16 protein-coding genes are annotated in these 26702 nt (G+C 43.1%); 10 read left to right on the forward strand and 6 right to left on the reverse strand.

Features of this window, described 5'->3' with window-relative positions:
• The first annotated feature begins 814 nt into the window (after nt 1-814).
• From H3V00_RS07870 to H3V00_RS07885, 4 genes are all read left to right on the forward strand, one after another.
• The gene (locus H3V00_RS07870) at nt 815-11596 is read left to right on the forward strand and encodes an ESPR-type extended signal peptide-containing protein (protein WP_198207435.1); all 10782 of its coding nucleotides are present in this window, start codon (nt 815-817) and stop codon (nt 11594-11596) included.
• 96 nt (nt 11597-11692) lie between these two features.
• The gene (locus H3V00_RS07875) at nt 11693-12838 is read left to right on the forward strand and encodes a DUF2827 domain-containing protein (protein ID WP_084562375.1); all 1146 of its coding nucleotides are present in this window, start codon (nt 11693-11695) and stop codon (nt 12836-12838) included.
• A 3-nt stretch (nt 12839-12841) separates the two neighbouring features.
• A complete protein-coding gene (locus tag H3V00_RS07880; protein ID WP_096766006.1) occupies nt 12842-13972 on the forward strand; it encodes a DUF2827 domain-containing protein in 1131 nt (376 codons plus the stop codon).
• 77 nt (nt 13973-14049) lie between these two features.
• Entirely contained in the window at nt 14050-15237 is a 1188-nt protein-coding gene (locus tag H3V00_RS07885) for a DUF2827 domain-containing protein (RefSeq protein WP_025329669.1), read from the forward strand.
• A 3-nt stretch (nt 15238-15240) separates the two neighbouring features.
• Here H3V00_RS07885 and H3V00_RS07890 read toward each other — a convergent pair whose 3' ends face one another.
• Complete coding sequence (locus H3V00_RS07890; protein WP_198207437.1) at nt 15241-16179, reverse strand: D-2-hydroxyacid dehydrogenase; 939 nt, start codon at nt 16177-16179, stop codon at nt 15241-15243.
• Between the two features lie 103 nt (nt 16180-16282).
• On the opposite strand from H3V00_RS07890, the gene H3V00_RS07895 reads away from it, so the two are divergent.
• Nucleotides 16283-16609 carry an FKBP-type peptidyl-prolyl cis-trans isomerase gene (locus H3V00_RS07895; protein WP_198207439.1) on the forward strand — a complete coding sequence of 109 codons (327 nt, stop codon included), beginning with the start codon at nt 16283-16285 and terminating at the stop codon, nt 16607-16609.
• A 72-nt stretch (nt 16610-16681) separates the two neighbouring features.
• On the forward strand, nt 16682-18058 hold the full coding sequence (gene mnmE, locus H3V00_RS07900) for a tRNA uridine-5-carboxymethylaminomethyl(34) synthesis GTPase MnmE (RefSeq protein ID WP_037392421.1): 1377 nt from the start codon (nt 16682-16684) through the stop codon (nt 18056-18058).
• 80 nt (nt 18059-18138) lie between these two features.
• Here the strand turns inward: mnmE and H3V00_RS07905 are convergent, their stop codons facing one another.
• Nucleotides 18139-18348, reverse strand: a complete 210-nt coding sequence (locus H3V00_RS07905; protein ID WP_370524714.1) for a DUF1653 domain-containing protein — start codon at nt 18346-18348, stop codon at nt 18139-18141.
• Between the two features lie 166 nt (nt 18349-18514).
• Between H3V00_RS07905 and cysI the strand changes: the two genes are divergently transcribed.
• Nucleotides 18515-20284, forward strand: a complete 1770-nt coding sequence (gene cysI / locus H3V00_RS07910) for an assimilatory sulfite reductase (NADPH) hemoprotein subunit (RefSeq protein WP_198207450.1) — start codon at nt 18515-18517, stop codon at nt 20282-20284.
• A 94-nt stretch (nt 20285-20378) separates the two neighbouring features.
• Here the strand turns inward: cysI and H3V00_RS07915 are convergent, their stop codons facing one another.
• Nucleotides 20379-21398, reverse strand: coding sequence for a sulfate ABC transporter substrate-binding protein (locus tag H3V00_RS07915; protein ID WP_198207452.1), 1020 nt, complete (start codon nt 21396-21398; stop codon nt 20379-20381).
• 211 nt (nt 21399-21609) lie between these two features.
• On the opposite strand from H3V00_RS07915, the gene H3V00_RS07920 reads away from it, so the two are divergent.
• The gene (locus tag H3V00_RS07920) at nt 21610-22902 is read left to right on the forward strand and encodes an MFS transporter (RefSeq protein WP_025329676.1); all 1293 of its coding nucleotides are present in this window, start codon (nt 21610-21612) and stop codon (nt 22900-22902) included.
• A gap of 95 nt (nt 22903-22997) precedes the next feature.
• Here the strand turns inward: H3V00_RS07920 and secB are convergent, their stop codons facing one another.
• Nucleotides 22998-23462, reverse strand: coding sequence for a protein-export chaperone SecB (secB, locus tag H3V00_RS07925; RefSeq protein ID WP_025329677.1), 465 nt, complete (start codon nt 23460-23462; stop codon nt 22998-23000).
• A gap of 86 nt (nt 23463-23548) precedes the next feature.
• Nucleotides 23549-23806, reverse strand: a complete 258-nt coding sequence (gene grxC / locus H3V00_RS07930; RefSeq protein WP_025329678.1) for a glutaredoxin 3 — start codon at nt 23804-23806, stop codon at nt 23549-23551.
• Between the two features lie 143 nt (nt 23807-23949).
• Between grxC and ftsE the strand changes: the two genes are divergently transcribed.
• Together ftsE and ftsX are read left to right on the forward strand one after the other, a co-directional pair.
• Nucleotides 23950-24603: a cell division ATP-binding protein FtsE gene (gene ftsE / locus H3V00_RS07935; protein ID WP_198207454.1), complete on the forward strand. Its 654-nt coding sequence runs from the start codon at nt 23950-23952 to the stop codon at nt 24601-24603.
• Nucleotides 24594-25511, forward strand: a complete 918-nt coding sequence (gene ftsX, locus H3V00_RS07940; protein WP_025329680.1) for a permease-like cell division protein FtsX — start codon at nt 24594-24596, stop codon at nt 25509-25511. Before ftsE ends, ftsX begins: the two co-directional genes overlap by 10 nt.
• 62 nt (nt 25512-25573) lie before the next feature.
• On the opposite strand, the gene aroG is transcribed toward ftsX, so the two are convergent.
• On the reverse strand, nt 25574-26629 hold the full coding sequence (aroG, locus tag H3V00_RS07945; RefSeq protein WP_084563994.1) for a 3-deoxy-7-phosphoheptulonate synthase AroG: 1056 nt from the start codon (nt 26627-26629) through the stop codon (nt 25574-25576).
• Nucleotides 26630-26702 lie beyond the last annotated feature (73 nt).

Below are 26702 nucleotides of genomic sequence, written 5' to 3' on the forward strand. Positions count from 1 at the left end.
AATAGTCATGCTTCCATAATCAGTTTCGATTTACAAAATGGCAATTTTTGTAACTGATATTTATTTTATCTGTTAAATGATATCCACAGACTTATACACAATTTATAAAATTGACACTTTTATTTGTCTGCATTTATAGTTTTTTATGCCTATAGAGATACGAACAAATTGGATATATAATTTAAACTTCTAAACTACTGCTATTAATACTTACTGATTTATTATTCATAATTTTAATGTAAATTTTTATTATTTTTAATAAATTTGATTCTTACTATTACAGAAAATATAAACGGAATATTTAAAATTCAGATATACCGCTATAATTCTACATTATGTAGTTAAATAATTTCATAAAATACCAATAGAATATTCAGTATCTGCAAAAATACTGATAAATGATACAAAATCTGTCAAAATTTAATTTAAGCTTTTTATCTTATTTTTCTAAACAAATTAAGCAATAATGCTCCAATCTTATTTACAAGAATTATCAATAAGTAAAATTTATTTTAATATCCTGTTGTGGCTTTTATAATACATTTAATAATAGGTAAATAAATAGTATTTATCCCTTATAATCGCAAAATTTTATAAAAAGATTATATATAATCTACTGTTTTTATAAAAAAAATTTTTAAAAATATTTTATTCAGCTTCAAATAATCTTCTTTGAAACGCCTGTTTGTTTTACCACATTTATACAAATATTTATGTTATATTACTTAATAATTTAACTTTAATTTTAACGTTTTTTAAATTTTTTTTGGTTTTTTGATAAACGCATGATTTTAAAAAATTAGGAGTTAACCAATTGAATAAAATATATCGTGCGATATGGAATGAATCCACGCAGACATGGGTGGCTGCTTCTGAATTAGCTAAAAGTAAAACTAAGGCAAATACTGTTTCCTGTGGAAATAATGAATCGCCTGTATTGGGTAAAATTTGTAGTAATGCGTTCAAAGCTGGTTTACTGACATCTCTAGTTAATTTTGCTTTACTGGCACCTAATAGCTATGCAGGCTCAGGGACTCACTCTTTAATGGGGGGAGCTACCATTAACTCTGCCTATGATGGTTATCAAAATGTCAACACTACAGCTATTGAGGGTGATGACTTTGACTATTGCGGTGCTGATAATGTAAGCGGCCGGGGTAGTACTCAGGGTAATTCAGCGGCTGCATCAAAATCTATTTCTGCTTTAGAAGAGTATTTACGCTTTGCAAAGAATACAGCGTTTTCAGATAATAAAACTTCTTACAACCCTTATGGTACAACCGAACGGGTTGAAAGCTGGACACAAGCTAGTGGTACAGGGCAAGTAACACAGGGTAAAGATCAGGATGGTAAGCTTACACCTGGTTCTGGATACCAGAACCGACTTACTGGTGGCTACACGATCACATATATAAAGGCTTTTGGTATAGGTTCTTTTGCTTATGGCTGTAATGCTTATACTACAGGAAATCAATCCTTAGCATTTAATGCTAATGCTACTGCTACGGCCGGTGGAGCTCAGGCATTTGGCGTAGCAGCATATGCTTCGGGTCGGGCATCTAACGCTATAGGTGTTTCTTCTCAGGCTGCAGGAGTATCCGGTGTCGCATTAGGTTCTGTAGCTAACTCTGCAGGAGTTGGAAGTGTTGCTTTCGGTTTACAGTCAAATGCTGTAGCCGATGGTACTGTTGCTGTAGGGGTTAATGCTCAGGCTTCTGTGGATTCTGCAGTTGCTATTGGTAATGACAGCTTTGCAGACGGGAAAGAAAGTATCAGTATTGGTTCAGGTAATAAAGTTTCAGGTGAAGGGTCAATTGCTATAGGCAATTCTGAAACCGCCTCTACTTATGCCGCTGTAGACGGTACTCAGAGTGGTAAGTCCGGCGGTAATACCATAATCACCGGTAACCGCACACTTTCTATAGGTAATAAAAATACCGGTACAACAGATACTGGTGGTATTTCTGCCGCCAATACATCATTATTTGGTAACAAAAATAAAATTTATGAAGCCCTTGATGGTGTTCATGTAATTGGTAATAGTAATCAGATTGGTGTTGCCAATGCAACTAAACCGCTTCCCGGTAACGGCGCTACGGTAATTGGTAATAATACTATTGTTACTGCTGATAATGCTATTGCTCTGGGTAACAGTACCTATGTCAGTGGTGAAAGTGCGATTGCTATTGGTAACAGTGCCAAAGCTACAGAAGCCGGAGCTGTTGCTCTGGGTAAAGATTCTTTTGCAAATACTGCAGGAAATGTTGCCGGTTACAATCCGAATGAAAATGCATCTGCTGATAGCGCATGGCAAAGCAAGGTTACTGGTGCAAATACATGGAAAAGCACTACCGGTGCAGTAGCAGTAGGAAATACCTCTAATACCTCTGATGATAAGAACATTACCCGGCAGATAACAGGTGTAGCCGCCGGTTCTGACTATACTGATGCAGTCAATGTTGCTCAGTTGAAGAGTTTACATTCTTATGCCTTAAGCAGTTTGAATACCGAATCAGAAACTTTTAATAATAATCTGGTTTCTGTTGGCAATTCAATCGATACCCTTTCAACTTCAGTAGATAGTAAACTAACGGATCTGAATTCAAAGATCAATTCTCTCTCGGTGACGGCATTAGGAGAGAATGGACAACTCAACAGACTGGATAAAAATATTGCTGATTTAAGTCTGTCAACTTCTGACGGTATCAAGTTATTACAGCAGAATACTTTACAGTATAAGAAAGATGATAATCTCGGAGGTTTTTATAATGTTGGTTCTGATGATGGGAGAACTCAAAATAAAATAATCAATGTGGAAGCAGATGATTCTGTAGTTACTGACGGATCTACATATTTGATTAATGGTGGTCTTTTAAACAAAACTAATTCTCAGATCAGTCTGTTATCGTCAAGTATAAGCGATGGTGTTACTAAACTTAACTCCGGAGCTGATGAAGTTTCATCGACTACAAGTGATAAAGCACCGAAAATAGATGCTCAGATGACTGTTTTTAATCAGTCTCTTTCTAAAGATATCAGCAATTTAAGATCGGTTATACTTGAGTGGACTGAAGAACCTGATAAAAGTAAAACTTTTAAATCTAAAGATGAAACAAAAATAACCGGTGTTGCCAGAGGTGATGCAGACAGTGCAAGTTCCTCAGATGCTGTAACCGGCGGACAATTAAGTGAAGTTAACTCATTAGTTACTAAAGTAACTAATGATGTGAAGGATAGTACTACCAATAATAATATTCAGGTTGACAAACTGGCATTAGATACAGATTTGGCAATATCGGACACTAATACTAAGCTGGATACTCTGACTACTTCTATTTCTACAGGTTTGAGCCGCATAACACGTAATGCTCTTTTGTTTAATGAGACCGCAGGTAAATATCAGGAAGATACTAACAAGACTCCGCAAAAAATCAGTAATGCAGAAGCAGGTGATATAAGTGAAAATTCTGACGATGCAATAACCGGAGGACAACTATATACTACAAATACTAAACTGATAAATCTGTCTTCATCTATTTCTGCCGGATGGAATACTCTTTCTGAACAGCGCAGCAGTATTTCGACTTCAGCCAGCAGTAGTCTTAGTACTTTATCCGGTATAATAAATGGAAAACTGGAATCATTATCAACAGTCACTACTAATAGTTTACAAACTTTAAGTAATAATCTGCAGGTATTATCTTCTTCTGCCTCTACTGCAATCAGTAATTTGCAGGAAAGTACAATATTATACGGCGCAGATGGTATGTACCATGCCACGCGTGATAATCTGGCTCAAAAAATAACCGGTGTTGCTCCGGCGGACCTGAGTCAGAAGAATTCAATGGATATGGTTAATGGTGGTCAGTTATATACCACCAATTCCAGGATTGACAGTCTGTCCACTGATGTTAACACTAATTTCAGCAGCTTATCCGGTTCAATATCTGTGTCAGTTAGTTCGAGCCTGAGTGACTTATCAGCAAGTCTTAATGTAAACAGAGATAAAGTTTCTTCTCTGCAGGCTAATGCACTGCAATGGGACGATATTGCTAAAGCTTACAGTGCAAAGCATGGTAATACAGATAGTACTACAGATGGCAGGCAGAAAATTACTAATGTTCTTGAAGGCAATATTACCAGTCCGGATTCAACCGATGCGGTAACCGGCGGACAGTATTATAATCTGGATACTGCTATAACTGACAAAGTAAGTACACTTTCGACAAATGCGCTGAGTTCTGTTGATGGGATTAATAAGAGTATCTCATTATTACAGCAACAGATGTTGACGCTTGACGGAAACAAATTTAATGCTGAACGTGCTGAAATAAAACAGAAAATTACCGGTGTGGCTGAAGCTGCGCTGAATAGCGCCTCAACAGATGCTGTTGTTGGAAAGCAGCTGTCTTCAACGAATTTTTCTCTGAGTAGCTTAATTACTTCAACTAATGCCGGATTTAAAGCATTTTCCAACTCGTTAGATCAGTACTCTGAAAATACCGAAAAAACAAGGACGGACTTGGTAAATGGTATTAATACAAGTATCAGTTCTTTGCAGAGTAATGCTTTACTGTGGGACAAAGATAATGGATACAGTGCTACCCATGATATTAAAGGAAATCAGAAAATTACCAACGTTTCTGCTCTTGATGGTAATCTTGCCCCGGGTTCAACTGATGCATTAACAGGTAGTCAGGTCAGCCGTTTCATTACTTCCAGAGATAAAAGTATTAATAAAGTATATGCAGACTTACAAGGCTTATCTGCAGATTCAATCAAAAAACTGGAAAGTGAAATTACGAATGGTCTGAATGGAGTTAATCAGGAAATAGCGGGATTAAAACAGAATCTGTTACTATGGAATGACAAAGCCGGAGCTTATGATGCCAGTCATAATACGTCTGCTGGAGCGGAAAAAATTACCAATGTTGCTGAGGGCAGATTGGTTTCCGGTTCAACGGATGCTGTAACCGGTAAACAGTTATTTACAACTAAATCTAATATCGCAACGCTGAGTACATCATCAGTTAATGATCTGGATAAGAAATCCAATAGCATTAACGATAATCTGAATAATCAAAAGACTATTCTGGGCAATTCTATTGCTACAGGTATCAATAAACTGGGCAGTGATATAAATTCTAATATACAGTCAGTAGATTCTGGTATTGAAGACTTGAAACAGACTGCGCTGCAATGGAACGGTAGTTCTTATGATGCCAGTCATGGTCAGGTAGGCGGTAAAAACAAAATCACCAATGTGGATCAGGGTAACTTATATGATAAATCAACCGATGCAGTAATAGGTGATCAGTTAGCCAGAACCAATACCAGTATTAAAACTTTATCTGACGGTCTTAGTACCAGTCTGCAGAAATTATCCGGTTCCATTTCTTCTATCGTGGATCAATATTCATCTGACTGGGAAAAAGACCTGATTACCCGGAAAGATTCTTTCTCTACAAGTATTAATTCCGGTTTAAATAATATTAATACCAGTCTTTCAAAGATAAAGCAAAATGCATTACTATGGAACGGTAGTGCTTATGATGCCTCTGTTGAAAATAGTAAAGGAGCCATTACTAATGTAGCAAAAGGTGATTTGCAGAAAAATTCACATGATGCAGTAGTTGGTGCTCAGTTGTTTACTACTAATACGAAGCTAAATTCGCTTTCTACATCATTTGACGATAAAGTAAAAGATTATCAAAGTGCAACTCAAAACAGTTTAAACAGCTTATCTACAGCTCTGGGCAATTCTTCTTTTTCCGGTCTTGAAAGTCTGTCTTCATCAGCTGCACTAGCTCTGGGTAATATAAATGATGGTATTTCAGATCTGAAACAGAATGCATTGCAGTGGAAAGGCAATGCCTATAATGCCGGCTATGGTGCTGAAAGTGAAAAGAAAAATATTACCAATGTTGCCGATGGTCTGCTTGCAAAAGGATCAAAAGATGCAGTCACAGGTAATCAGCTCTATAATACTAATGTAGCTATCAGTGATCTGAAAAAAGAAGTAGATGACGGTGTAACCCGTTTAACCAGTTCCCATGATATTTTTGATAAAAATATAGCTGCTTTAACTGAAAAACTTGAAAAAACTGCTGGCAGTCTGTCAAGTTTGTCTACAACTACTGAAACCGATCTGAACAGTATTAATACTGGTATTTCCAATTTGCAGGATAATGCTTTGCAATGGAAAGATAGTGCTTATAATGCCCATCATGGTACAAAAGATGATAAAAACATCATTACTCATGTGGCAGCAGGTAGTCTGAAAGAAGATTCATCAGACGCGGTAACGGGTGCACAGCTATTCGGTACCCAAAGTAATATTACCGTTCTGGAAAGCAAACTGACAGGTGTATCTGATAGTTTGAGTTCTGGTATCAGTAGTTTATCTGACTCACTGAATAATTTAACCACTTCCAATTTGTCTGCTCTGGAGCAGAGCAGAGACCGCATTGAAAGTGATATTACAAGTCTCTCTTCAATTACCTCTTCAGTACTAAGCTCGGCTGACAGTGATCTCGCTGTTCTCAGTGAAAATGCATTACAGTGGAAAGATGGTTCATATGATGCCAGCCATGGCAAAGAAAATGATAAAAATTTTATCAAGAATGCTGGTAAAGGTGATGTATATGCCGGTTCAACCGATGCCATTACCGGCGATCAGTTATATACAACCGGCAGCCATTTGGATGCACTGAGTTATAGTTTCAGTACTAGTTTTGATAGTTTTTCAACTACATTAAACAGTTTAATTGATAAAGGTGTTGGAAGCCTTTCTAGCAGTGTTGCCAGTATTGATGGAGAAGTAAGTAAATTACAACAGAATGCGTTACAATGGAACAAGAGTATTTCTGCATATGATGCAAGTTCTGTAACTGGCAAACCGGCAAAAATTACTCAGGTTGCCGATGGTCGGGTAGAATTAAATTCGTCAGATGCTATTACTGGTGCTCAACTGTTTAGCCTGTCCACGGTGTCTAAAGATAACCTGGTCAACGTAGCCTCCTCAATGAATTTAAGTTTAAGTACAATACAAGATTCAGTAGATAGTTCCTCTGCTTCACTTTCTAGTCAATATGATACGTTATCAAAAGATATTTCGAACAATTTCAATGAATTTTCCACTAGTACTTCGATAAGTTTAGACAGCTTGTCCACTGGTAATTCAACTACTGTGTCGAATCTGGCTGACGGTATAAATACAAGCCTGAGCGCTCAGTCTGACAGTATAGACAATAGTATCAATAAGCTGTCTACAGAATTTGATAATAATCTGAATAACCTGACTTCAAATATTGCAGAATCTGCTGAAGAATTAACTAATTCATTAAATACTGTTAACAAGGGTGTAAATACACTCAAGCAGAATGCACTGCAATGGAATGAAGAAGCCGGTGCGTATAGTGCAAATCATGGAACTGGTAATGCACAAAGAATTACCAACGTAGCTGCCGGTAATGTAGCGCCGGATTCAAGCGATGCTATTAATGGCAGCCAGTTCTTCCAACTGTCCGGCTCAGCATCAACAGGGCTGAACAATCTGTCAACCAGTCTGAGCACAGTAACCAACAATCAGTTAAACAGTCTGTCTACTATTATTAGTAATAGTCTGAGCACGGTGAATCAAAACGTATCCAGTTTGTCAACCGGACTGAATACTGTTACTGAAAAGGTTACTGCATTGCAGACTGATGCACTGCAATGGGATAAAGTAAACGGTAATTACAAGGCTGATCATGGTACCGGTAATGCTCAGAAGATTACACAGGTAGCAGCAGGTTCGATAGCGGCAAATTCTACAGATGCAGTTAACGGTGCGCAGATGTACAGTTTGTCAACCGGTACTGCTGACAGTGTCAATAAACTGACTGAAAACCTGAATAAAACCAATTTAGGTTTAGGTTCATTGTCCACAGCAACAAACACAGACCTGAAAAATCTGAAAGACAGCCTGAACAGCACCAGCGATAAACTGACTCAGCTAACATCCAGTACTTCAGGCAGTATACAGAGCATTAGCACCAGTCTGGACACACTGACTACTTCTACAGCTAACAGCCTGCAGTCTCTGGACAAAGGTCTGAAAGATACCAGCAGCAGCGTATCCGCATTGCAGACTAATGCCTTGCAGTGGAACGCAGACAAAGGTGTTTATGATGCCAGCCGAAACGGCAGTGCCAAAGTTCTGAGTGGTGTGGCAGCAGGAGCAGTGAGTGCAGTATCCACAGAAGCGGTTAACGGCGGACAGCTGTATAGTCTGTCTACGGTAACTGTAGCAGGACTGAACAGTGTCAGCACCGGTCTGAGCAGTTTGTCAGAGTCTGCGACTACCGGTCTGAACAATCTGTCAGCCAGTCTGAGCAGTGCGAATCAGAATCTGATTACCTTGCAGCAGAATGCATTGCAGTGGAACAGCACACTGACTGCTTATGATGCCGGTCATAATGGTACGGCGCAGCGGATTACCAATGTAGCAGCAGGCAATATAGCATTGGATTCTACAGATGCAGTAAACGGTGGTCAGCTATTCAGTCTGTCCAGCTCAGCATCAACAGGACTGAGCAGTCTGTCAACCAATCTGAGTAAAGTAACCGACAATCAGTTAGGCAGTCTGTCTACTATTATTGGTGATAATCTGAACACTGTGAATCAAAACGTGTCCAGTCTGTCATCCAGTCTGAATGATACTAATACTAATGTAGGCAATCTGCAGAAAGATGCATTGCAATGGAACAGTACAATTAGTGCCTATGATGCAACCCGTGGCGGTCGTGCGCAGACACTGACCGGAATTGCCGGCGGGGACATCAGCGATACATCAAGTGATGCGGTTAACGGTGCGCAGATGTACAGTCTGTCAACGCTGACTCAGACAGGTCTGAGCAGCAGCAGTACTGGTCTGAGCAGCCTGAGCAGTGTTACCTCATCTGCTCTGAATAATGTAAATAGAAGTCTGGAGTCACTGTCCACAGAAACTCATACAGGACTGAGCAGTGTCAGCACCGGTCTGAGCAGTTTGTCACAGTCTACGACTACCGGCCTGAACAATCTGACAGCCAGTCTGAGCAGTACGAATCAGAATCTGACTACCTTGCAGCAGAATGCATTGCAGTGGAATGGCACTGCGTATGATGCCGGTAGAAGTAATACTGTACAGAAAATTACTAACGTTGCGGCAGGCAGAATAGCAGTTGATTCTACTGATGCAGTGAACGGCAGCCAGTTCTTTAACCTGTCAGGTTCAACATCAACAGGGCTGAACAGTCTGTCAACCAGTCTGAGCACAGTAACCAACGATCAGTTAAGCAGTTTGTCTACTATTACTGGTGATAATCTGAACACTGTGAATAAAAATGTGACTAGTCTGTCAACCAGTCTGGATAAAACTAATATTAATGTAGGCAATCTGCAGAAAGATGCATTGCAAAGAAACCGGGTAAGCGGTGATTTTGATGCAAGACGCGAAGATAAAGAGCAGAAACTGACTGGTATAGCTGCTGGAGATATCAGTGCAACTTCATCTGATGTTATTAACGGTACGCAGATGTTCAGACTGTCAACGCTGACTCAGACAGGTCTGGGCAGCATCAGTACTGGTCTGAGCAGCCTGAGCAGTGTTACCTCATCTTCTCTGGATAATGTAAATAGAAGTCTGGAGTCACTGTCCACAGAAACTCAAACAGGACTGAACAGTATCAGCACCGGTCTGAGCAGTTTGTCAGAGTCTACGACTACCGGTCTGAACAATCTGACAGCCAGTCTGAACAGTACGAATCAGAATCTGACTACCTTGCAGCAGAATGCATTGCAGTGGAACAGCACACTGAACGCTTATGATGCCGTCCGTAATGGTACAGCGCAGCGGATTACCAATGTAGCAGCAGGCAGAATAGCAGCTGATTCTACAGAGGCAGTGAACGGCAGCCAGTTCTTTAACCTGTCCAGCTCAACATCAACAGGGCTGAGCAGTCTGTCGACAGTAGTTTCATCCACTGTTATTAATGGAATCAGCACTATAAGCAGCTCCCTGTCTACCGGCTATGAAAGTCTGTCACACAGCCTGAGTACGGCAACAGACAATCTGCAACAGCTGACAAACATCACCAGCAGCAGTCTGAGCAGCTTATCAACTGTTGCAAGTACAACTCAGAACGATGTGACAGATCTGAAAGAGAAAGTACTGAAATGGAATGATGATAAAGGCGGATTTGATGCAGGAAGACCAAACAATCTGACCCGTGATCCAGGTTTAGGTAAGATCTATAACGTGAAAGATGGTGAGATTGCAGCGGGTTCGCATGAAGCAGTAACCGGCGGACAGCTTTACACAGTGCAAACCGATCTGTCTGCTCTGTCAACATCTACATCGGATATAGTGAATTCATTAAACAAAACTCTGGATGAATTATCAACAAGTAATGTTATTACTAACGTAGCTAATCTGACCAAAAATGCATTGCAATGGAAAGATGATGGTACAGGTAACAATACAGGGTTTTATGATGCTGGTTATAATGGTACTGCACAGCGGATTACCAATATTGCAGCCGGTAATATAGCTCAAGGTTCTCTTGATGCGGTTAATGCCGGTCAGTTGTGGACGGTACAAAGCAGCCTGAGTACTCTGTCAACTAAAGTAGATGCTCTGCCGACGGGGAATGTTTCAGATGCTGAACTGGCCAGTCTGTCAACGGCAATCAGTACAGGTATAGCCAATCAGATTTCTACCGCAGCGTCTAGTCTGGGTACTTCCTACCAGCCGAGTGCAAACAGTATTGAGCCGCCAAAATACGATAGTATTACACCGACAGGAGGTGTGGTATCGGCAGATAATGTAGATGATGCACTGGCAAATTTGAGGAATTACGGTACTAAGTTTGTGAAAAGTAATTCTGCAAAAGCAACCTCAGTTGCACAGGGTGCTGATTCTATCGCAGTAGGCGGAGCAGCTATGGCCAGCGGAACATCGGCAGTTGCAATCGGTGATTCTGCAAGTGCTCCGTCAGCCAATGCTGTGGCACTGGGTAGTCAGGCTAAGGTAACACAGACCGGAGGCGTAGCACTTGGTGCGGGTTCAGTAGCGAATACGGCAGCCGGAATAGAAAGCTATATTCCGGTAACGGCAACGTCACAGCAGGCAGCAGCGATCCGGGCAACGAAGAGTACGGAGGGTGCGGTATCTGTAGGTGATGCATCGAAAGGTGTATATCGTCAGATAACCGGAGTTGCGGCAGGTACGGCTGATACTGATGCAGTAAACGTGGCTCAGCTTAAAGGTGTTGATAATCAGGTTAGCAGAATAAATGAATATGTTAACCAGATAAATGATAATGTTCACCGTGTTGAGCGCCGTGCATATTCAGGAACGGCAATGGCCATGGCCTTGTCCGGTGCTTATCTGCCTTCCCTGAATGGTGGTGAACAGACCGTTGGTGTTGGTGTCGGTGCATATCGTGGCTATGGTGCTATTGGTGTAAACTATAAGGCAGCAAGTAAAAACGGCAAAATAACATGGGGTGCAGGTGTTTCCACAACAGGTAAAGAGGTCGCAGTTAATTCTGTACTTGGCTTTAAGTGGTAAGAAAACCTGATTAAGCAGACTTCTGGTCTTCCCGTGGAAGTCCGGAAGTCTTATTTGTTTATCAGTAATTACATTTTTACTAAAATACGGATTAATATGCGCATCGGTATCTCTGTTATTACTCATGCCAACCAGAATATCTGGGAAAATGGTATGAGTCAGAATATTATATTTTTGGTTCAGAGCCTGAAGGCTATCCCGTTTGTTAAATCAGTCGATCTGATTAATGTGGGTGGGCAGCCGGGAATGGCCGAACAAATTGATTTAAGTCTGTTTGACTTGCGACTGTTGTCGGAACAGGAAGCTGAAGATGCTTTTGATGTCATTATAGAACTGGCCGGTGCATTAAATCCGCAATGGCTGGCTTTGCAGCGGGCACGTGGTAAAAAAGTGGTATTTTATTGTGTTGGTCAGCCTTATGTAGGTCTGGCAGAATTCAATGTTTTTGAAAAACCAACCAGTTTTCCGCCAGTAGACCGTTCTGATGAAGTATGGGTTTTACCTAAAGATAAGGACTATATTCCGATGTTGCGGACAATGTATCGTTGTCCGGTACATGTTACGCCCTATCTGTGGGATCCGATGTTTATATCCCGCCGCAAACAGGAAATTAGTGAGCACGGTTTCTATTTTGGCTGGCGCGGCAATCTGCAGGATGGTGTTAAAACACCGTTGAATGTGGCTATTTTCGAGCCCAATATTTCAGTTGTGAAAACTTCATCCATCCCGATGCTGGCCTGTGATGAGGCCTACCGGGCAGAGCCACAGTCAATAGGTATGATGCATGTGCTCAATACGCTGCACATGAAAGATCATCTGACGATGCTGTATCTGGCCAACTCACTGAATCTGGTAAAAGATCATAAAGCCTGTTTTTACGGCCGCCATGATATTGCCGGTTTTATGTCACAGCATGCTAATGCAGTGGTTTCGCATCAATGGTGCAATGATCAGAATTATTTGTATCTGGATGCACTGTATGGTGATTATCCATTGATTCATAATTCACCATGGTTAAAAGAGTTTGGTGCCGGCTATTATTATCCGGATTTTAATGCCGCAGAGGCGGGCAGACAGTTAATTTTTGCCTGGCAGCATCATGAAGAAAATCTGGGCAATCAGCGTCAGGCTTCTCAGGCATTATTTAAAGCTACTTCACCTCTCACTGAAGCCAATATCGCCGCTCATGTACAGTTGTTGTCTAATCTGTGTGCTGATCGTCCAGAATTATTAAGGAATTAACTCATGTCGTCGGTGTCTTCACTTCGTGTAGGTGTTTCGATTTATGTGCGTAAAGGAGCACAGTCGCTTTGGGAAAACGGCATATTTCAGAATTGTCTGTTTCTGGCAATGCTGTTACAGAAATCACCGGTTGTCAGTAATGTAGTACTGGTTGCCGGTTCCGGTGACGGTGATATGCAGGATGCGATGAATTTTCTGAAGGATTCACCAGTACCGGTAATTGACATGGCCAGTGCTCTGAACGAGCTGGACGTCATGATTGAAATGAGTGCTCAGCTGGCCAAGGAATGGATGATAAGTTTCAAGGCTCAGGGCGGCAGAGTAGTCAGTATGCGGGTAGGTAATGACTATGTAATTGATATTGAACGCATGCTGTTTGATAAGCCATCTGCATTACTGATTACAGGTGCCCCGTATGATGAGGTATGGACATTACCTGAGTACGAGAAAACCTGTATGCCCTATTTTGCCAGTACTTTCCGTACTCCGGTAAGAATTATGCCGCATTTGTGGAGTCCGGTTATTCTGAATAAGGCTTGTGAAAAACTGCCGGAAGGTGAGAAATTTGAGTATCAGCCCGGCCGCAGACGCTGGCGTATTGGTTTGTTTGAGCCAAATATGTGTATGGTAAAAACCAGTTATATACCTATGCTGGTCTGCGAAAATGCACATCGGCTGAATCCAGATTTTATTGAGCATATCTATGCCTGTAATACCATGAATCTGAAAGAGCAGAATGCTTTTAATCTGTTTGCCCAGAGTCTGAATATTATTCGTCACGGTCTGACATCGTTTGAAGGCCGTTATCCGATCTGGCAGGTTGTATCGCGCTATTGTGACGCAATTGTCTGCCATCAGTGGGAAAATGCACAGAACTATCTTTATTATGAAGCTTTGTATGGTGGTTACCCGCTAATCCACAATTCGCATCTGATTGGCGATTGCGGATACCGTTATCATGATTTTGATTGCGAAGAAGGCGGGCAGAAACTGGCAGAAGCATATAAAATGCATGATGAAATTCTTGTCGGTTACCGTGAACGTGCAAAAGCCTTTTTGGCAACACTTGATCCGGAAGCAGAAAACAATGTGCGCTGTTATACAGAGGCATTGGAATCTTTATTTAAGGCATAGATTACACTAAATTTGCTAACTCTTTAGTATAATGTATACATAAAACCAGCCAGCAATAAAACATTTCGATTGAAATTATGAACTTATCTAATAATCCAAATTTAATTACCAGCCATGGTCAGGATGCTGCACCCACACGCTTGCGTATCGGGATTACTATTGGTCTGAGTCATCCTAAGGAGACTCTGTGGAATAATGGTATTAAACAGAATGCTGTTTTTCTTGCTGATGCATTGAAGAATTGTCCTAATGTAGATTCTGTAGTACTGGTAAACACAACTGACGTACCGGTTACATCAAGCTTGCCATGGGATTTGGAGATATGGCCGACCAAAAGCTTTCTTGAGGCCAAGGATCAGATAGATGTATTGATCGAGCTGGGCGGGCAGATTAGCGCGGAGCAAACAGCCTATATCAAAGACCGGGGTGTGCGCCTGATTTCTTATTGCTGTGGTTTTGAATATATCCATATGATGGAATCGATTTTGTTTTCCCGTAATATGGGTGGCGCCAATCTGTTTATTAATCAGCGCTATGATGATATCTGGATGATTCCGCAGGTTGCAAACTGCAGTCAGGCATATTTTGAAGTATTCCGTCGCCATGACGCGCGTGTTGTACCCTTTGTGTGGAGTCCGGTATTTCTGATTCAGAAAACCGCCGCTATGCCTTTTCAGGGTTTATGGCAGGTTCCGACATCCCGTAAGGGCTGGCGTTTGTCGATAATGGAACCGAATATAGATGTGGTTAAATTCTGCCTGTATCCGATTCTGATTGCTGAAATGGCCTATCGTACTGAACCTGAAGCCATTAATATTCTTCAGGTTTGTAATACTTTACCGATGGCTCAGAAATCCATGGAATTCATTGCGCTGATGAATCAGCTGGATATTGTGAAAAATCGCAAGTCAGTATTTCTGGGTCGTTATGATACGCCGACATTTCTGGCAACCAATACGGATGCAGTGATATCGCACCAGTGGGAAAATCCGCTTAATTACTTCTATCTTGAAGTGTGCTGGCAGGGCTACCCTTTGATTCATAATGCTGAACTGATTTCAGATCTGGGCTATTATTATCAGGGTAATAACGTGGAAGAAGGTGCTAAACAGTTGTTTGCCGCCATGAGTGACCATGCCTATAATGCTGCTCATTACGTATATGACCAGCGACAGCAGATTGCCCGTTTCCTGCCGAATAATACTGATTTGGTGGCCAGCTATTCTGCCTTGCTGACAGAACTGATGGCCAGACCAATTCGCTAATACCTATGCATTTTCCTGCATAAACGTATTGATATTATCCTCCAGCATGCTACAGATACGCTGTATGGCTTCTTCGCTGCCCCATGCTATATGCGGGGTAATAATCAGGTTAGGCAGGTGAGCACGTAGTAACGGATTGCCATGTACCGGTGGTTCTTCGCTAAGTACATCTACGCCTGCTCCGCCTAACTGACCATATTTCAAAGCCGCAACCAGTGGCTGTTCTGCAACCAGACCACCTCGTCCGACATTAATCAGTACGGCTTGTGGCTTCATCATTTTTAATTCTGCTTCATCAATCATATTGCGGGTTTGTTCATTCAGCGGGCAATGCAGGGAAACTACATCAGCTTGTTGTAATAGCTGGGTAAATGGGGTATAGCCATCCCGGCAACTGCTGGCGTTTTTGTGTTCTCCCCAGAGAACATGCATTCCGAATGCCTGCGCCCGTGCAGCTAAAGCCTGTCCGATACCGCCCTTCCCGAAAATTCCCAGTGTTTTGCCGTTCAAATCATGTATAGGTGCACCGAAATGGCAGAAAAAAGGGCTGTTTTCCCATAAGCCGGCAGCGACATCGCGCTGATAAGCAGGTAACTGGCGCATCAGTGCCAGAATCAGCATCATGGCATGTTCGGCAACCGTATCGTTTCCATAACCGCGAACATTACGAATACCGACATTGTGTTGTTGTGCTGTCTGCCGGTCAATGTGATCCAGACCGGTAGCCGGAACCGCAATTAATTGTAATTGTGGACTATTGCGAATAGCTTCAGCATTAATTCGCACTTTATTGGATATAACAATATTTGCCTGAGCAATCCGGCCGGCTACTTCATCCGGGTTGGTATGGCTATAGCTGGTAATGTGATGAGGAAATTTGAAGTTAAACGGATATTCAGGCAGGGTTGCACGGTCCAGAAAAACGATTTCGCTGGTAGTCATATTATCTCCTGTTAATTGAAAAGCCTGCTATGGACAATAACATGCATGGGTTGAATGTCTGTGTTACAGTGTACGCTAATTTATTAATCAAGGATGAATGAATATGGATCTGGTGATTGAAGATTTGCAGCAGGGTACGGGTACGGAAGCTCAAAAGGGTAAGGAAATTACTGTACATTATACTGGTATGCTGGAAGACGGTACGGTGTTTGATTCCAGTGTTACCCGTCAGCAGCCGTTAACATTTACTCTGGGTGCGGGTATGGTTATTGCCGGCTGGGATGAAGGATTTAATGGTATGAAGGTAGGCGGTAAACGCAAGCTGACTATTCCGCCGCATATGGCTTATGGCGGCCGGGGTGCGGGTGGTGTGATTCCGCCTGATGCCACACTGATTTTTGATGTGGAATTGTTGCAGGTTGATGATTAAGCTGTTGCACGCTGATTTTGCTCAGGCAGCTGTTTCAGGCTGCCTGAACTGTTTTAATAAGCAGGGATTCTGATGATGGAAACTAATCCGACTATTGCTGCTATTGCGACTGCTCCGGGACGTGGTGGCGTAGGCGTAGTACGTTTATCCGGTAAAAATCTGTTGTCTCTGGCACAAAAATTAAGTGGTGGAAAAACACCGGTGCCGCGCAAAGTGATGTATACCGATTTTGTTGATGAGCAGAATACGGTTATTGATAATGGTCTGTTGTTGTATTTTGCAGAGCCGGCCAGCTTTACCGGTGAAGATGTAATTGAGTTGCAGGGGCATGGCGGACCAGTGGTGTTGCAGATGCTATTGCAGCGCTGTTTGCAACTGGGTGCGCGGCTGGCAGAGCCAGGTGAATTTACTAAACGTGCCTTTTTAAATAATAAGCTGGATCTGGCACAGGCTGAAAGTGTGGCTGATTTGATTGATGCTTCCAGTCAGTCGGCTGCACGGATGGCGGTACGCAGTTTGAAGGGTGCTTTTTCTGAAGAAATTCACCGGCTGGTTGATGATCTGATTACTTTGCGTATGCTGGTGGAGGCAACTCTGGATTTTCCGGAGGAGGACATCGATTTTCTTCAGGCCGCAGATGCAAGCGGCAAGCTTAAGCAGTTACGTGACCGTCTGGACAAGGTATTACAGCATGCACAGCAGGGCGCACTGCTGCGTGAAGGAATGAACGTGGTACTGGTGGGTGCGCCTAATGTAGGTAAATCAAGTCTGCTTAATGCACTGGCTGGCGACGATATAGCCATTGTTACTGATATCGCCGGTACAACCAGGGATACAGTAAGGGAACAGATTACTCTGGACGGGGTACCTGTCCATATTATTGATACAGCCGGTCTGCGTGAAACAGAAGATGTGGTTGAACGTATTGGTATTGAGCGCAGTCAGCAGGCTGTACAGCAGGCAGATGTAGCGCTGATATTGATTGACCAGCGTGAAGGACTCAATGCCACTACTGCGGCAATTCTGGCGCAGTTACCGGCCAGTTTGCACAAAATCGAAGTACACAACAAGATTGATTTAACAGGAGAAGCAGCCAGCTGTGTTTCACGTGAAACGGGAAAATTGCGGGCATTCACGGATGCCGGTCAGGTCATTGCTTTGTCGGCCAGAACCGGTGAAGGGCTGGACTTATTGCGTCAGGCTTTATTGCAGCAGGTAGGCTGGCAGGGTGAAAGTGAAGGGCTTTTTCTGGCACGAACACGCCACATTCAGGCGCTTGAACAGGCTAAAGAGGAGCTGTTAAATGCCAGTATGTGTCAGGAAAATCAGATTGAATTGTTTGCAGAGCATTTGCGTCTGGCGCAGAATGCATTGAATGAGATTACTGGTGAATTCAGTGCCGATGATTTGCTGGGCGTTATATTCAGCCGTTTTTGTATCGGTAAATAAATTTTACACAGTTATTACTACTAAATGAAAGCACTAACTATCACTTTTAACGGATAGTTAGTGCTTTTTTGTTTTAGTGGTTAAAGAGGCTGTATTAAAGCAAATCTTGGCACTGGTTGTCCGTCAATGCTTATGGTTTCATTAAACATGCTTTTGGGACGCACCCAGGTTGAATAATCGCCGTACAGGCACTGGTAAATAACCAGTTCTTCTTCGGTTTCACTGTGGCGTGCTGTACCGGTAACCTGATAAAGCCTGCCTTTATAGTGCTGATAAATGCCTCGTTGCATAGGTATTTCCTGCATAGTCAGATACAGCCGGAGAGCGCCGGCTGTCAGAGGTGTTATAACTAAAATCTCTTTAATTACAACTCGGTATTCTTTTGGCTGAAAGCCAATTAATTATACAATGGTTTGAATGAATTATAACAAGATGCCATATTAAGGAATACTGTAAATGAATAATGACCCGCGAGCCAAAATGCCAGATGCACCATTGGCCGACAATGAACGGCTGAAAGGTGAAAGTAATTATTTATACGGGCAGATTGCTGCCGATTTACATGACGGGATTACCGGCGGGTTTAATGGTGATGATTTTCAGCTGATTCGTTTTCATGGTATGTACGAGCAGGATGACCGCGATGTCCGTGCCCAGCGACAGGCAGCCAGACTGGAACCGCTGAAAAATGTAATGATGCGCTGCCGTCTGCCCGGCGGAATTATTACCCCGAAACAATGGCTGGGAATTGATGAATTTGCTACTGCACATACACTTTATGGCAGTATTCGTCTGACTACACGCCAGACCTTTCAGTTTCATGGCGTGCTGAAACCTGATATTAAACCGATGCATCAGTGGCTGCATCAGCTCGGTCTGGATTCAATTGCTACCGCCGGTGATATTAATCGTAATGTGCTGTGCACCAGTAACCCGATTGAAAGCAGCTTGCATCGTGAAGCCTATGAGTGGGCGTGTAAGATTTCTGAGCATTTACTGCCGCGAACACATGCTTATGCTGATATCTGGCTGGATGGTGAAAAGGTGCTTAGTTCAGAACCGGCTGCACCATTGTCAGATGGTGTGAGTAATGATGCGGTCGAACCGATCAACGGTAAGACTTATTTGCCACGTAAATTTAAAACTGCTCTGGTTATTCCGCCACTGAATGATGTGGATTTACATGCCAATGATTTGAATTTTGTCGCTATTGGTGAGGGCGGTCATCTTGTTGGTTTTAATGTACTGGTAGGCGGCGGGCTGTCTATTGATCATGGTAATCAGCGTACGTTCCCGAATACCGCTAAGGATTTTGGTTTTATTCCGGTTGAGCAGGCTGTACGCTGTGCTGAGGCTGTGGTTACTACCCAGCGCGACTGGGGTAATCGCAGTGATCGCAAAAATGCACGTACACGTTACACTTTGCAGCGTGTAGGCGCAGAAGTATTTAAAGAGGAGGTTGAGCGCCGGCAGGGTTTTAAATTTGCTGCCAGCCGCCCTTATGAACTCACTGAACGCGGTGATCGCATTGGCTGGGTACAAGGGGAAGACGAACGCTGGCATCTGACCTTATTTATTGAAAACGGCCGTTTACTTGACTATCCTGACCGGCCGCTGAAAACCGGTATGCGTGAATTAGCCAGAATTCATAAAGGCGATTTCCGCCTGACAGCCAATCAGAATGTGATTATTGCCGGTGTGCATGCTGAAGATAAGGATGAAATTGAACGGATTGCCCGTAAATATAAACTCATTGACGATGAAATCACGGAACAGCGTAAAAACAGTATGGCCTGTGTGGCTTTTCCAACCTGTCCGCTGGCGATGGCTGAATCTGAACGGTTTTTATCCGGTTTCATTGATCAGGTCGATGCACTTATGGCGCAATATGGTTTGTCTAAGGAGCATATTATTCTGCGGGTAACCGGTTGTCCGAATAACTGCGGCCGTGCGTTACTGGCCGAAATCGGGCTGATAGGCAAAGCAGTCGGCCGTTATAATCTGTACGTTGGCGGTAACCGAGCTGGTACGCGTATTCCGCGTTTGTTCCGCGAGAATATTACAGTTGATGAAGTGCTGGCTATCTTGCAGGATTGGATTGCGCGCTGGGCACAGGAGCGTAATAATGCTGAGGATTTCGGTGATTTTGCTATTCGTACCGGTATTGTTAAACCGGTGGTAGATGCCGCAGTAGATTTCTGGGATGCAGATAAAGTTTTAGTGTAAATGATTAATCAGAAAAGAGAAATTTCTGTGATTTAAGTAAATAGTCCGGATACCTGATAACAGGTCTGGACTATTTTATATCTATGGTATCAGATTACGGCTGCTGATTGGCATAAATCTGATCAAATATACCGCCATCGCTGAAAAAGCGTTGTTGAGCTTCTTTCCAGCCACCAAATTCTTTATCAATGGTCACCAGTTGCAGGCTGGGAAACTGGTGCCGGTATTCTGCCATGATTTTTGGATTCACCGGTCTGAAATAACTTTGTGCTATCAGACGCTGGGCACTGTCGCTATACAGATATTGCAGATAGGCAGTGGCCAGCCGGCGTTTATCTGGGGTAAGAACATTACCGTCAACAACGGCTACCGGTGGTTCACATAAAATTGAAAGTGACGGTGTGACGATTTCAAATTCGTCAGGAGACTGCTTGAGTGCCAGTCTGGCTTCATTTTCCCATGCCAGTAATACATCGCCGAGCTGGCGGTGGGTAAAGGTGATGGTAGCGGCACGTGCTCCGGTGTCCATCATGGGTACATGCCGGAGTAAAGCCTGCAGATATGCCTGAGCACTGGTATCACTACCGTTTGGCTGATGCTTCGCCCAAGCCCATGCAGCCAGAAAATTCCAGCGTGCACCACCGGATGTTTTAGGATTAGGTGTGATAATCTGAACATTGTTATGAATCAGATCCCCCCAGTCACGGATATGTTTGGGATTGCCCTTACGCACCAGAAAAACAATAGTAGAGGTATAGGGGGTGCTGTTATGGGGTAAACGCTGCTGCCAGTCCGGTTGCAGTAATGTTTTTTTGCCACGGTTCAGAGCATTGATGTCTCCGGCCAGTGCCAGTGTGACCACATCGGCTTTAAGACCATTCTGTACAGCAATAGCCTGTTTACCGGAACCTCCGTTGGACTGGCGGATATGCACTTTCTGACCGGTTTGCTGATACCAGTAGTTTTCAAAATCGGTATTATAGTGCTGATACAATTCACGTGTAGCATCGTAAGAAGCGTTCAGCAGAGTTGCTCTGCTGCCGGAGTTGTTATCGCAAGATGTCAGACCTGCAATTATTGCTGTCAGCAGACCGTAGCGCCAGAATATATTCATGCCGGAAAATAGGTTTTAGACGATGTTTTAATGTAGCAATGCTGGTGCGGGTACGGAAATACTGTTTTTTTGTTTCTTTATAACCAAAAGCAAGATAGCAGTCTGATAATCAGATGGAATGTAAGTAGTGAGGGCTGTGAATTTGAAAAAGTTGGCTTAGGCTGTTATAAACCGCTTTTAATTTTTTTATCTGTTTAATTGAGAAAGTTACATGAAGAGCCGGAATGCGGATGTTGCAGCTGAACAAAAGCTGTTAACACGGGAAGATGTGCGTACGCTGATGCTGTCATCCTTTGGTGGGGCGCTGGAATTTTATGATTTTGTCATTTATGTTTTTTATGCCAAAGTGCTGTCTGAACTGTTTTTTCCGGCAGGTTTAAATCCATTCTGGGCGCTGCTGAATACTTACGGAATTTTTGCTGCCGGTTATCTGTTTCGTCCGCTGGGCGGTATTGTAATGGCGCATTTTGGTGATTTATTCGGGCGCAAACGTTTGTTTGCATTGTCTATTATGATGATGGCTTTACCTACGTTATGTCTGGGTCTGATGCCTACTTTTGCTACTATCGGCTATGCAGCTCCTATATTGCTATTAGTATTACGCATGATACAGGGTGTGGCTATTGGCGGAGAAATTCCAGCAGCCTGGACTTTTGTGTCTGAGCATGTACCTGAAAAACGTATTGGTATGGCAAATGGTTTTCTCACAGGCGGGCTGTCGCTGGGAATATTACTGGGCTCTCTGATTGCGCTGGGTATGGCAAAACTTTTCAGTAGTGAAGCTATTTTGAACGGAGCATGGCGCATACCTTTTATTATTGGCGGGCTGTTTGGGCTGCTGACTCTATATTTACGCAGCTATCTGCATGAAACGCCGGTTTTCAAAGCAATGCAGCAACGCAAGGAGCTGGTAACGGAAATGCCAGTTAAAGTTCTGGTTTCTAAACATAAAACTGCTGTATCTATTGGCATGCTGCTTACCTGGTTTCTGACTGGCTGTATTGTGGTGATTTTGCTGGCTATGCCGCAGTTATTAACCGGTAGTTTCGGATTTTCCAGTACGCAAGCATTTGAAATGCAGAGTATGGCTATTGTGATGCAAATGCTGGGCTGTGTGATTTATGGTTTGCTGGCTGATCGGCTGGGTACCGGACGGGTACTAATAGGCGGAATTGTGTTTACAGGTGTAATGACAGCGTTATTTTATCCGGCACTGGGCAAATACAGTGATAGCCTGATTTTTATTCTGTACCTGTTGCTGGGACTGGCTGCTGGTGTGGCCGGTATTGTTTCAGCTGCCATGATACGAATGTTTCCGCCGGCTATACGGTTTACAGGGATTTCTTTTTCCTACAATGTGGCTTACGCTATTGTCGGCGGTTTAACCTTGCCTCTGGTGCAGTGGTTAAGCCGTTTTAGTCCGATTGGCGCAATGTATTATATTCTGCCTTTATGTGTAGTAGGTATACTGGCTGCCGGAGTATTTCAAAGTCGTTACCGGTGATGCTGTAGCTGCATCGTAACAGATATAAAAAAGCTGCTTTATCCGCAAGTATATATTGCATCGGGATAAAGCAGCTTTTTGTCTATAATTCTATATCAGGCATTGCCGGCGTTAGCCTGTTCAGCCTGATACATAGCTTCGAAATTGATCGGAGCCAGCATTACCGGTGGGAAGCCGGAACGTGTAATGGTATTAGATACAGTTTCACGTGCATAAGGGAATAGAATATTCGGAGCAGCTACAGCCAGCAGCAGTTCTACATCCTCATCCGGGATGTTGGCAATGCGGAAGATACCGCTTTGTGCCACTTCATTCAGAAACAATACACGTTCTTCAGTCATTTTTGCAGTAACAGTAACAGTTACTGTTACATTATAAAATTCATCTTCCAGTTTTTCAGAAGCAGAAGTAACACGCATTTCAATTTGAGGTTCTCCGCTTTCCAAAAAGATCTGTGGCGCATGCGGTACTTCCAGTGATAAATCTTTCAGATAAATTTTTTCAATACTGAATACCGGTTGTTGTGAGGTTTGTTCTGGTGTTTTTTCTTTTTTGCTCATGCTTTTCTTTCAACAAGGGAATAAAATTAATATTGCGGATTTCATCTGGTTGTACCGGATGAAAAGTGAAAAAAGATAGTACGTGCTTAACCTGCGAGCAGAGCGTCTAGTTTACCTGCTTGATTCAAAGCATTCAAATCATCAAAGCCGCCGACATGTACCTCACCGATATAAATCTGCGGAACAGTCCGGCGGCCAGTACGCTGCATCATCTGCTCTCGGATTTGCGCATCCGTATCAATCCGGATCTCATTGATATCGGTTACACCTTTTTGTTTGAGTAATGCTTTGGCCATCTGGCAATAAGGGCATACCCCGGTGGTATACATGGTAATCGGTTGCATTGCAGTTTCCTTGGTTGCATACAGATATAGTTAGAAAAGGGTAGCATACCGCGAACTGGAGATACTGAACAGGTGCAGGCTTTCTTTGGCAGTATGCTGCGGTATAATTGATCAATATTCATATAACAAACGGACATGTAGAGATGATTCGTTTTGAGCAGGTTTCAAAAACGTATCCCGGCGGTTTTACTGCCCTGAAAAACCTGAGTTTTTCTATCAGCAAAGGTGAAATGATTTTTATTGCAGGCCATTCCGGTGCGGGTAAGTCAACGATTCTTAAACTGATCAGCGGTATCGTTAAACCTACTAAGGGCAAGGTCTGGCTGAATAATCAGGATTTGGGGCGATTAAACGATAACCAGCTCGGTTATTTGCGTCAGCATATTGGTATTGTTTTTCAGGATCATAAATTATTATTTGACCGCAATGTGTTGCAAAATGTGATGTTACCTCTGCGTATCACCGGTTATGAGCGTAAACAGGCTGAGCGGCGGGCGTGGATAGCGATTGAAAAAGTTGGTCTGAGCGGACGTGAACTGGCTGATCCGATTACTTTGTCCGGCGGCGAGCAGCAGCGGTTGTGTATTGCGCGTGCTGTGGTACATCAGCCCAGCCTGCTGATTGCAGATGAACCGTCTGCCAATCTGGACAGAGCCTATGCACTGGATATTATGGAATTGTTTAAAACATTTCATGAGGCCGGTACTACGATTATGGTGGCAGCACATGATGAAACATTAATGGCAGACTACGGACACCGTATTATCCGCTTACAGGAAGGCAGGTTATACGCATGATCCAGTTTATTTCTCTGCATAAAGAAGCAGCATGCAAGGCATTACGTCAATTACTGCGTCAGCCGGTAGCAACCCTGCTGATTTTACTTATGCTGGCCATTGCCATGACTTTACCGCTGGCTCTGTATCTGGGTGTACAGAGCGGTCAGCAGGTACTGGGGCAGATGAATGAAGTGCCCACCATGACACTTTATATGCAGATTAATGCCACAGCCAATGATAATCATACCGTTGAAAAAGCCTTAAAGGCCAATAAACAACTTGAAAAAGTAGTATTTGTGAGTAAACAGCAAGGGCTGGAAGAGTTGCAGCGCAGCATGGGTAATCAGGATTTGGTTTCAATGCTTGACAGTAACCCTCTGCCGGATGCATTCACGGTTACACCGCAGGCAGGTTCGCCGGAAGAACTGACTGCCTTACAGACTCAGCTTGAACAATTACCTATGGTTGAAAGCGTAAAAATGGATGCTGAGTGGATGCAGACGCTGTATCAGATTAATCAGTTTATCCATCAGTTGTTGTGGTTTCTGGCCATTACACTGGGTCTGGCTTTTGCTCTGGTTGCTTACAATACTATCCGGTTACAAATTCTCAGTCATCGGGAAGAAATCGAAATTACCAAACTGCTGGGCGCTCCGGCATCATTTATCCGCCGGCCATTTCTGTATCTGGCTATCTGGCAGAGCCTGCTGGCTGCGGCAATCAGCATTGGTTTGTGTTACTGGCTTAATTATCAGACCCAGCCTTTACTCAGTGCGATTTTGCAGCCGTATGGCGTGCATGTTGTCTGGCGTTTTTTCAATCTATGGGAAATACTGGCTATTATGCTGGTAGTCTGCGGATTGGGTATGCTGGGCGCATGGCTGGCTACGCGTCAGCATTTGCTTAGCTTTAAATCAGTACGGTAAAAAATTATCCCCGCAAATAGCGGGGATAATTTTAAGGTATCACACATTAGTGTCGATACTGTTTACTTTTGCTGACGTGCCTGTGCAGCCTGTGCCAGTAAGGCAAGCATAGTTTCTGTTTCTTCCCAGCCAATACAGGCATCGGTAATACTCTGACCGTAATTTTCCGGGTTATCCTGTCGTCCGGCCATCAGATTACTTTCTACCATTACACCCATAATGTGCTGTTCACCTGCCTGAATCTGTGCGGCAATATCCTGTGCTACCTCCATTTGTCGGCGGTAATCTTTGCGGCTGTTGGCATGGCTACAATCGATCATCAGATTAGGAGTAACCTGATTTTTGTTCAGTTCATTTACCGCCGCCTGTACATATTCATGGCTGTAATTAGGCTCTTTACCGCCACGCAGAATGATGTGGCAGTCAGGATTGCCGCTGGTGCGTACAATGGCTGAATGGCCGGCCTTGGTCACTGAAAGAAAATGATGCGGATGGCTGGAAGCACCAATGGCATCAATAGCAATTTTCAGATTGCCGTCAGTACCATTTTTGAAACCTACAGGACAGCTTAAACCTGAGGCCAGCTCGCGGTGTACCTGACTTTCGGTTGTACGGGCACCGATTGCTCCCCATGAAATCAGGTCGGCAAAATATTGCGGAGTAATCATGTCCAGAAATTCAGTAGCTGCCGGCATCCCCATATTGTTTAATTCCAGCAGCAGTTTACGTGCCAGACGCAAACCATAGTTAATATCATAGGAACCATCAATATGCGGATCGTTAATAAATCCTTTCCAGCCTACCGTAGTACGCGGTTTTTCAAAGTAAACCCGCATAACAATCAGTAATTCTTGCGCATATTTTTCACGTAATACATTCAGACGCTGAGCATATTCAATTGCAGCTGCCGGATCATGGATAGAACACGGACCGATAATCACCAGTAGACGTTTATCTCTGCCATGTACCAGATCAGCAATAGCATGGCGTGTATTGTGTACTACCTCAGAGGCCTGTTCTGTAATGGGCAATTCGTATAAATGAGCAATGGGTGGCAACAGTTCCTTAATTTCTTTAATTCTGACATCATCAATTGGGCGGGATGCTACCTGATTCATAGTAATTCCTGTCTGACTCTATTATTTTAAACTTTTCGTGATTTATCCATCAGGCTATAATGAATATGCTTAA

Source organism: Snodgrassella sp. W6238H11, from assembly GCF_016100525.1.
Taxonomy (GTDB): domain Bacteria; phylum Pseudomonadota; class Gammaproteobacteria; order Burkholderiales; family Neisseriaceae; genus Snodgrassella; species Snodgrassella alvi.

Coding starts and splice junctions, on each gene's coding strand:
- H3V00_RS07895 (WP_198207439.1), top strand. CDS start 16,283: ATGGATCTGGTGATTGAAGATTTGCAGCAGGGTACGGGTACGGAAGCT.
- secB (WP_025329677.1), bottom strand. CDS start 23,462: ATGAGCAAAAAAGAAAAAACACCAGAACAAACCTCACAACAACCGGTA.
- H3V00_RS07890 (WP_198207437.1), bottom strand. CDS start 16,179: ATGACTACCAGCGAAATCGTTTTTCTGGACCGTGCAACCCTGCCTGAA.
- mnmE (WP_037392421.1), top strand. CDS start 16,682: ATGATGGAAACTAATCCGACTATTGCTGCTATTGCGACTGCTCCGGGA.
- grxC (WP_025329678.1), bottom strand. CDS start 23,806: ATGCAACCGATTACCATGTATACCACCGGGGTATGCCCTTATTGCCAG.
- H3V00_RS07920 (WP_025329676.1), top strand. CDS start 21,610: ATGAAGAGCCGGAATGCGGATGTTGCAGCTGAACAAAAGCTGTTAACA.
- ftsE (WP_198207454.1), top strand. CDS start 23,950: ATGATTCGTTTTGAGCAGGTTTCAAAAACGTATCCCGGCGGTTTTACT.
- H3V00_RS07875 (WP_084562375.1), top strand. CDS start 11,693: ATGCGCATCGGTATCTCTGTTATTACTCATGCCAACCAGAATATCTGG.
- H3V00_RS07915 (WP_198207452.1), bottom strand. CDS start 21,398: ATGAATATATTCTGGCGCTACGGTCTGCTGACAGCAATAATTGCAGGT.
- H3V00_RS07880 (WP_096766006.1), top strand. CDS start 12,842: ATGTCGTCGGTGTCTTCACTTCGTGTAGGTGTTTCGATTTATGTGCGT.
- cysI (WP_198207450.1), top strand. CDS start 18,515: ATGAATAATGACCCGCGAGCCAAAATGCCAGATGCACCATTGGCCGAC.
- H3V00_RS07885 (WP_025329669.1), top strand. CDS start 14,050: ATGAACTTATCTAATAATCCAAATTTAATTACCAGCCATGGTCAGGAT.
- H3V00_RS07905 (WP_370524714.1), bottom strand. CDS start 18,348: ATGCAACGAGGCATTTATCAGCACTATAAAGGCAGGCTTTATCAGGTT.
- aroG (WP_084563994.1), bottom strand. CDS start 26,629: ATGAATCAGGTAGCATCCCGCCCAATTGATGATGTCAGAATTAAAGAA.